At 38.3% G+C, this 6652-nt stretch carries 7 protein-coding genes and 1 tRNA gene; all 8 read left to right on the forward strand.

The genetic code is table 11. From position 1 onward, the window contains the following. Positions 1-127: 127 nt before the first annotated feature. Positions 128-1396: an OprD family outer membrane porin gene (locus tag WBM70_RS08100; protein ID WP_424557999.1), complete on the forward strand. Its 1269-nt coding sequence runs from the start codon at positions 128-130 to the stop codon at positions 1394-1396. Positions 1397-1476: 80 nt separating this feature from the next. After that, positions 1477-3141: a L,D-transpeptidase family protein gene (locus WBM70_RS08105; protein WP_424558000.1), complete on the forward strand. Its 1665-nt coding sequence runs from the start codon at positions 1477-1479 to the stop codon at positions 3139-3141. Between the two features lie 12 nt (positions 3142-3153). Beyond that, a complete protein-coding gene (coaE, locus tag WBM70_RS08110; protein ID WP_424558001.1) occupies positions 3154-3747 on the forward strand; it encodes a dephospho-CoA kinase in 594 nt (197 codons plus the stop codon). Next, on the forward strand, positions 3734-4480 hold the full coding sequence (dapF, locus tag WBM70_RS08115) for a diaminopimelate epimerase (RefSeq protein WP_424558002.1): 747 nt from the start codon (positions 3734-3736) through the stop codon (positions 4478-4480). The genes coaE and dapF overlap by 14 nt, the downstream gene beginning before the upstream one ends. A 27-nt stretch (positions 4481-4507) precedes the next feature. Beyond that, a complete protein-coding gene (locus tag WBM70_RS08120) occupies positions 4508-5143 on the forward strand; it encodes a tetratricopeptide repeat protein (RefSeq protein ID WP_424558003.1) in 636 nt (211 codons plus the stop codon). A 112-nt stretch (positions 5144-5255) separates the two neighbouring features. Further along, positions 5256-5330: transfer RNA gene (locus tag WBM70_RS08125), tRNA-Val, on the forward strand. 134 nt (positions 5331-5464) lie between these two features. Then, complete coding sequence (locus WBM70_RS08130) at positions 5465-5893, forward strand: hypothetical protein (RefSeq protein ID WP_424558004.1); 429 nt, start codon at positions 5465-5467, stop codon at positions 5891-5893. A 172-nt stretch (positions 5894-6065) separates the two neighbouring features. Continuing rightward, on the forward strand, positions 6066-6652 hold a 587-nt coding region (locus WBM70_RS08135; RefSeq protein WP_424558005.1), incomplete at its 3' end, for an AMP-binding protein.

Consider the following 6652-nt stretch of genomic DNA (forward strand, 5'->3'; position numbering starts at 1 on the left):
AAATAGAAGTAGAAAGAATCACTGGGTAGAGATAAAGTGCTGCTTTGTTTTTACTTCAGAACCATAAATTAAATAGGAAGAATTAAAAATGAATAAGATAGCGTTAAATGTACTCATCATAATGATAATGAGTATTAGTATTTATGGAAAAAACTTCAGTCTATCATTAGAAAGTATAAATGCTGAATCTAACGTCTCTTCGACAGTAGAAGAGATGCAGCAACCCATAGAAGTCCGAAGTGTAAGAAGCATATTGAGTGGATATGACCCTTTAGAACATACACGGGGACAAATGAGAGCAGGATATATTCATTTTTCAGAAGAAGGTACAACAAATACAACTGCCTATGCGCTAGCGGGGCATGTTCACTTCAGTACGCAAAGGTGGAATGGACTGATGCTGGGTGCTGAAGCATACACGGTGCTCAATCTTGGAAATCAGCAAAACAACTCCGATCTAAATAATGATTTCTTTGATGTAAATGGAAAAAGCTTTATTTTGCTCTCTCAGGTATACTTAGATGGAAAATGGGGAAATACTGAGATAAAACTTGGAAGACAGTCACTGGACACACCGCATGCAGACAGTGATGATCTTAGAATGATACCAAACTATTTTGAAGTCTATAGGATCACAAATACAGATGTAGATGATATGACGCTGTCTGCAGGATTCATACATAAAATGGCAGGTTGGGAAAATGGTGTGGATAGTTCTGAATTTGTTCAGGTGGGTGAAGTGTTGGGGGCTGATCAGAAAATGGACGGTATCTATTATGCTGCTGCCACTTATGAAGGGATCAAAGATCTTTCTTTGAGTCTCTGGTATTACAACTATAATGATATAGCTAATGTTATTTATGCAGAAGCAGGATATTCACATCAACTGTCTAAAAGTATATCCTTGATACTCGGACTTCAGTATGATGGCAGTCAGGAAACTGGAGCTGCACTACTTGGTAAGCAGGACGCTCAGACTTATGGTATCAGTCTAGAAAGCGATTTTACAGAGATTGGCGTAACTGTTTTAGCTGCCTATAACCATGACAACGGAGATACGGGTGCAATGGGACTAAGTTTAGGGGGTGGTCCTTTTTTCACCTCGATGGAAGACCAGACACTTGATGTAATAGAAACTGCAGGAAGCGCATGGATAATCGGGGCTGGATATGATCTTGGGAAATTGGGTGTGGAGAATCTCACTTTTGGGGTTGCTTATGGCAGATTTCAGGCAGATGATTCTTCTCTCTATGAATCAAGAGAGATAGATACCGTTTTAGAGTACAACTTTAATGACAAGATCACTGCAGTTGCAGCGTATGCCTCAGTAGACTTCAAAGTAAATGGAATGAAAGACTATGATCAGTTTAGGGTAGTCGCCAATTATAATTTTTAGTCTTGTTTTTGTATGAAAAAGTCATTTGCTTAAAACTTTTTGATATACTTTTTCATTCACTCATTAGGAAATAGAAAAGTATGATAAAAATAAAACGTTTATATATGATGATAGTCATGGTCACAACTTTGTTCTTCACACAAGCCTCAAGTGAAGAAAAAGCGTACGAATATCACGAAGTGGCCTCTACTGTTATGATAAACGCTTTACGAGCACAACCTGAAAACAGTTTCTTGAAAAAACTCTATACACAACTCTTATTTGTCCCCGTCTGGATGAATGAGGACGATCCTTCTCCTGCTGCAAATGCCTTGTTTGAGTATGTAAAAAATGATCCTACTTTAGATAAAGAGGACAAACTTTATCAAGATCTATTAGGTTTAGAAAAAGAAGTACATAGTGTCTATGCAAATCATGAAAAACTTACCCATAAAATTGATCTGGAGTTCAAAATTTCACAATTTTATAAGGTGTATACAGATTATGCATATCTAGGCAGTATCAACTGGGGAGCATTTCAAGCTAGAATATCAAATCTTATCGTCAATGATGTAAGTACTGAGTGGATACTGCATAGACCTCAGTTCAATGCTATAGTAATGCTTGAAAATACAGCACTTGGTGCAGATCTGGTAAAGGAACTTGAAAAGAACACACCTAAAAAGTATCACTATCGGGAACTGCAAAAAAAGGTATCGGAGTATAGAGAGATAAAAGCAAATGGTGGTTGGGAACCAGTCACTTTAAATGAAACACTTAAGCCAGGAAAAAGTTCTAATGGCGTGCCCTCTTTACGTCAACGTTTGATCGTTACGAGAGATTATGTTCCCTGTGAAGAGAGCAATGAAGACCTGGTCTATGATGAATGTTTGCAAAAAGCGGTGAAATATTTTCAAAGACGTAACGGACTGGCTGATGATGGAGAAGTAGGACCCAATACGCTTACTGTGTTGAACAAAACAGTAGATGAGCGAATTCAAACGATCCTTCTGAACCTGGATCGCATAAAATGGTTGAACGATCCTAAGACCAAGAGACATATCATTATTAATATTCCTGATTTTATGCTTTACTTTGAACAAGACGGTGCATTAATACAAACGTTTCGTACAATCGTAGGGACACCAAAAAATCCTACACCGATATTTTCGAACAGTGTGAAAACGATTGTGCTGAACCCTCAGTGGAATGTGCCTAAAAGTATTATCCAAAAAGAGTATATCCCCAAACTGTTAAGAAATTCAAATGTGCTTAGAAAAGAGAAGATCGAAGTATATAACGGATGGGGGAGAGACGCAGTCAAGGTCAATCCTGCTTCAGTCAATTGGGCAGCTTATCGCTACAGCAAAACGGTGCCCTATCGATTTGCACAGACAGCAGGGACACACAATGCATTAGGGAAAGTAAAATTTTTATTTCCAAACAAATTCTCAGTCTATATGCATGATACCCCAACCAAACATCTTTTTAAAAAAGATAAAAGGGCATTTAGTCATGGGTGTATTCGCTTACAGAAACCAAGAGAACTACTTGAGACATTTTCGACTTTTGAGGAAACTGTAGATTTTGAAAAGTCACAAAAGATACTCAAGGGGAAAAAGAAAAAATATCTTCCTTTAGAGGAGAGAGTACCTATAGATGTGATCTATCTGACAGCTTGGGTTGATTATGATGGACAGTTACAGTTTAGAAATGACGTGTATCACTATGATGAGATGCAGCTAAAGTCATTCAAAAAATGGTAGTGTGGCAAAATAATGGCATTTAAGCATGCGATTGCTCTTACAGGAAGTATCTCTACAGGGAAAAGTACAACGGTAAAACTTCTTGATGCCGCGGGATTTCACATCATAGATGCAGATACCATAGCCCATCAGATACTTGATGAACAGCATGAGAAAATATCTGAAATGTTCGGCGAAGCATTTGTGAAGGAAGGAAAGGTAGATAGAAAATCTTTAGGCACTGTCATTTTTGCAGATAAGGAAAAACGAAAAGCATTAGAGGCATTGCTCCATCCGCTTATTTATGATGAGATCAAACGTCTTTCTATAGAAGAAGATAAATTGGGAAAGCCCTATTTTATCGATATTCCTCTCTTTTTTGAGGGCGGACGATACCCCATAGAAAGATCTTTGGTGGTCTATGCGACAAAAGAACAACAGCTTAAAAGACTCATTGACCGTGAGGGGTATACTGAAGAGGAGGCACTCAAGCGGATCAATACGCAGATACCAGTGGAAGAAAAACGTAAGAAGGCTAGCTATGTTATAGATAATAGTGGTACACTTACGCAATTAGGACAAGAATGTGAACGCGTCAAAAAGGAGATACTCAATGACAGTAACTAAGTATTCAGCCAACGGTAATGACTTTGTGATGTTCGTGGCACAAAAAAAAGCAGACAGGTCTGCATTGGCACAAAAACTATGTCATAGACAAAATGGTGTGGGGGCAGATGGCTTGGTCGTACTTTTACCTCATCCTCAGTATGATTTTGAATGGGAGTTCTATAATGCAGACGGAAGTGTTGCAGACATGTGTGGCAATGCAAGTAGAGCAGTAGCCCATTTTGCGGCGGAGAAAGGTATAGCCAAAGAGAATAAAGCAGAGTTTTTAACCGGTGCAGGTGTAATACGTGCAACGATCAATGGCGTCTATGTTGTCAGTGATATGACGCCTCCTGATATTATCAATGATGATGTAGAAGAGTATGGTGAACGATGGTGGTTGATCAATACGGGCGTGCCGCATCTTGTTGCAGTGCGAGATAATATTGATGACTTCAACATAGAAGAAGCAAGAATTTTACGTCATAAGTATAATTGCAATGTGAATATCTGTAAAGTTGAAGATGGTGTACTGTATGTTCGTACCTATGAACGTGGTGTAGAGGATGAAACATTGGCATGTGGAACAGGCATGGTAGCATGTTTCATACGCAACCATAAAGAAGGCAAGGTCTCCGATCAAGTAAAAGTACATCCTAAAAGCGGAGATGAACTTTATGTGAGCTATGAAGAAGGCGTTTACCGGTTTGGCGGAAAAGTAACTAAGACGTTTGTTGCCGAGACATTGATATAATGTTTCTATTCGTTTAAAGAGGAAACTATGAAATATCTATTTATTTTTATTATCGCTACGTTGAGTCTCTTTGCCAATGAGTTTAATCAAGCAGTAGAAGATTATAACAATGGCGGATATATCAAAGCATTGAATACATTTTATAGCTTGGCTAAAAAAGGTGATGCAAAAGCGCAATTTAATGTCGGTCTTATTTATGCAAATGGAAAAGGTGTACAGAAAGATCTGACCAAAGCTAGAAAATGGTATGAAAAAGCTGCCAAACAGGATAATGGTCCGGCACAGTACAATTTGGCACAACTTTATCATGCTGCTGGGGAAAGTGATCCTCACGGCTATGAAAAAGCAAGATATTGGTACGAAAAAGCAGTAGAGGCAGGTATTATGCAGGCCTATAACAATCTTGCCGCGCTATACATTGAAGGTAAAGGTGTACAGAAAGATCAGCAAAAAGCCTTCGAACTCTTCCAGGAAGCAGCAAAAAAGGGTGACCCTTCTGCACAGGTAAATGTAGCAGTATTGTATGCATGGGGAGAAGACATCACACATGACAAGATGAAAGCCTACGACAACTTTAAAAAAGCGTTAATCGCGGGTAAAAGTGAAGCGAGCGGATATCTTGATAAGCTTTGTAAAGAGAGTGCCTGGGTCTGCCAGGACTAAGGCTCCCCACTTTTAAGTATCTCTTAGCTATACTTTCGTCCTATAAAATATGTAAAAGCGACTAGTCGCATGAGCTATAGGATGTTTTCTCTTATTAGCTATATATAAATAAGATCGCGTAACTCAGTGGTAGAGTACTTCCTTGACATGGAAGAAGTCGTTGGTTCAAGTCCAATCGTGATCACCATTAACTTCTTTATTCTCCAATCCTTTATTCAAGTCAAGTATTAATATTTATTAGAGATATTTTAGCATTATACTGACAATATTTGACATTTTTATGTTATAGTATTTTCGTTAAAGTAATTAAGAGGGGATGTTTTGGGGTTGTTTGACTTTCTAAAATCAAAAGATACAGTACCTTATGAAACAATCTATGGAGAACTAGATGTTTTCACCGCAGCATCTCTTGCCATGCCTAAAATGAATAATCCATTCTTACTTGATAATAAGAGTAAACATCCCATGATATTTGGTTATTTTATGGGAGTCATAGATCATATGGGCAGAGCATACCAACTTACCGAAAAAGAGAAACGTAAAGTATGTACCCAGTATCTACTAAAAAATTTTGCAGATAACGACATCGAACGCGCCACAGAGCTATTAAAATACTGTGATGAGATCATGCAAAATGAAGATGCCTGTAGTTATGCATTAAGGGGCAAGCTTGCAATGAAAAAATGGAAAGCAGGTGGTCCAATGGCCGACTATGCAACTATGGGACTCATAAGAATATTAAACGACTGACCCGACATTTAGCATAAAAACTTTTCTTTCGATCTTTTTCTATCCAATTTTCCACTCAACAGATACAATTTATGCAATAGAATATCATTTAGTATTTATGATTAAGCAATGGTTTTTTTGCTTTTGCTATAGTTATATATGTTATGACTGAATTTGGAAAAAGGTTATCTGTATGGAGAAAGCATTTATAGAACTACCGGAATTAACACTTAACACACTGTTTGATTATAGTGTCAAAACCTATAAAAATCGTCCTGTTGTTCAGTTTGTCGGGGGTGAACCCGTACGCTATAAGCAACTTGCACAAAATGTGGAAAATATCCAGGAAATGTTACATGCGTACGGCATTAAAGCCGGAGACCGCGTGGCACTATACAGTGAAAATATGCCAAACTGGAGTGCGGTCTATTTTGCTGTAACCACCATGGGAGCAGTGATCGTCCCGGTTTTACCTGATTTTCACACCTCTGAAGCACTTCACATCGCTACGCATGCAGAATGTAAAGCCGCGTTTATCTCCCAAAAACTTTTTCAAACTATGCTAGATGAAAGCCAGCCTCCAAGCATGAATCTACTGGTGATCACCGATACACTGAATATCCTTGAAAAATTATCGACACCTTCAAAGGTGGACAAAGCCATTAAAAAAAGCGGTGCACAATTTAACAAAGCGATGGAAAAACTTGGAAAGCATAAAAAGGTTGAGCAGGAAACTGTTATAAGAGAAGAAGATCTAGCCTCTATTATCTATACCTCTGG

The sequence above is a fragment of the Sulfurovum sp. genome (genome assembly GCF_049668085.1).
In the GTDB taxonomy this organism is placed as follows: domain Bacteria; phylum Campylobacterota; class Campylobacteria; order Campylobacterales; family Sulfurovaceae; genus Sulfurovum.